Source organism: cf. Phormidesmis sp. LEGE 11477, assembly GCF_015207105.1.
Taxonomy (GTDB): domain Bacteria; phylum Cyanobacteriota; class Cyanobacteriia; order Phormidesmidales; family Phormidesmidaceae; genus Phormidesmis.
The window spans coordinates 1-1,638 of sequence record NZ_JADEXO010000263.1; the positions used below are offsets into that span (position 1 = coordinate 1).

General features: G+C 42.2%; 1 protein-coding gene. It reads right to left on the bottom strand.

All coding sequences use genetic code 11. The annotated features are described in order from the left end of the window. Nucleotides 1-1,278: 1,278 nt before the first annotated feature. Nucleotides 1,279-1,479, bottom strand: a complete 201-nt coding sequence (locus IQ256_RS29185; protein WP_193859175.1) for a hypothetical protein — start codon at nucleotides 1,477-1,479, stop codon at nucleotides 1,279-1,281. Between the last annotated feature and the right edge of the window lie 159 nt (nucleotides 1,480-1,638).

Below are 1,638 nucleotides of genomic sequence, written 5' to 3' on the forward strand. Positions count from 1 at the left end.
GAGCGGCTGCTTTGGCTGGTGTTTGTCCACGTCTATCCGAACAAAGGCGTTAATTGTTAACAACTTACTTGACTATCATCATCACGCTGAGAAATATCTCTATTTTTTTAAGCCTGAGTAGTTACAAACTATTAAAAATAATAATGTGCCGAAGGGCTCAGGTGCGATATGCTCCGGCGGAACGCCTCGCCAGCGACAAAAGACTAAGCCATAACAGAGTCTGGAAACTTCGTTAGTCATTTTTTTCGATTATGGTAAAAAGCTTACATTTACATTAGATGGCGATATATCTTCGATGTCGCTTTGCAGCGGCGCGGCGGAGCATTCTCACTATATCGTATTCATTCGTATTAAGTGCGTACAGAGCAGAACCGGATAGGGCGTAGACTTGGTTCATAGCGGTTCTCACTACGCCACCAGCCGTATCGATATTAGATAAGGTAAAGGATAGCCACAAAGACTATTCTTTATTGACGTAGCGCAATCTTCGCAGATCTTTTGTAAGATAGGCTTAGATGACTGATAAAATCACTTGCAATATCTACTAATAGCAACAACTATCAGATCGGATAGCCATATGATTGACAACGTATCCACCGTATTGATCCAAAACCTTGGGATAATAGGCTTGGTAGGACTATTGGTTTCATACTTTTTGTATGGTAACGAAAAAAAACATATAAGCATATTTGCGAACTGTCTTTACGTAGTTTCTTCAATCATTGCCTTCACTGCTTTTTGCCTCTCAGATACACCGCCATCCTGGATGAAATGGTTAACGTTTGCTGTACTGCCATATTATCTGTGGTTGCTAATCGCGAAATGGCGATTCTTCAGTGATGACAAGACAATGCCTGAGCCTGGAGCTAGCTTTTCTGCAATGCCTATCTTAGTTTATTCCTTTTTCCTTCTGGTCTTTGGACTTATTAAAACGCTTCTTGAAATTTTCTAACTGGTACTTTGTTTTAATCCACGAGGATGCGGCGTGCTTCTGGTGGCTCAAAGGCTTGATATAACGAGGGAAAGGTATGGGTGTTGAGATTGTCACAGATATGGGTGATTCAGAGCAATAACTTTGCTCATTGGTATTTATCCGATGCCGCGAAGGAATTTGCTCAGCAACATGGTATTCCAGTCCAAGAAAGATTTTCGCGCAGGGCTGAGAGAGCGCAATAGAGTCTGAGGCTACAGAGTTTTAGATGCAGTTGCCCCTGCTCTATTCCATTTAGAGAGCGATCGCCTTTAGTGCTTGCTGGCGCTGCTGTATAAGTTCGCATTCTATAAAGGATTTGAAATCAGCATGATCGCCCTAGAGTCTCGATTGCCTACGGCGCTATCACTGCAAGCATGGATGTTCTTTTTGCAGAAGCCTGCTTTAAGGGATTGATAGGTAAGCTGAGTGATCGCTGTGAGATGATTGATGGGGAGAAGGACTCGCGCTTCACGCACGGTGTTGACAGAGGCGATAAGATTACTCAAGCTGCTTAAAACTTGGTTGAAATATCTATGCTTTTAGCTACTTCGAACACTGAAGAATTTTTGATTTCTGTAATCACTTATATGTCATATATAGCTGGAATATTAGCGGCTACTATAGGAGTTCTCTGCATTCCATATCTGCCGAGTGTATATCTGTCT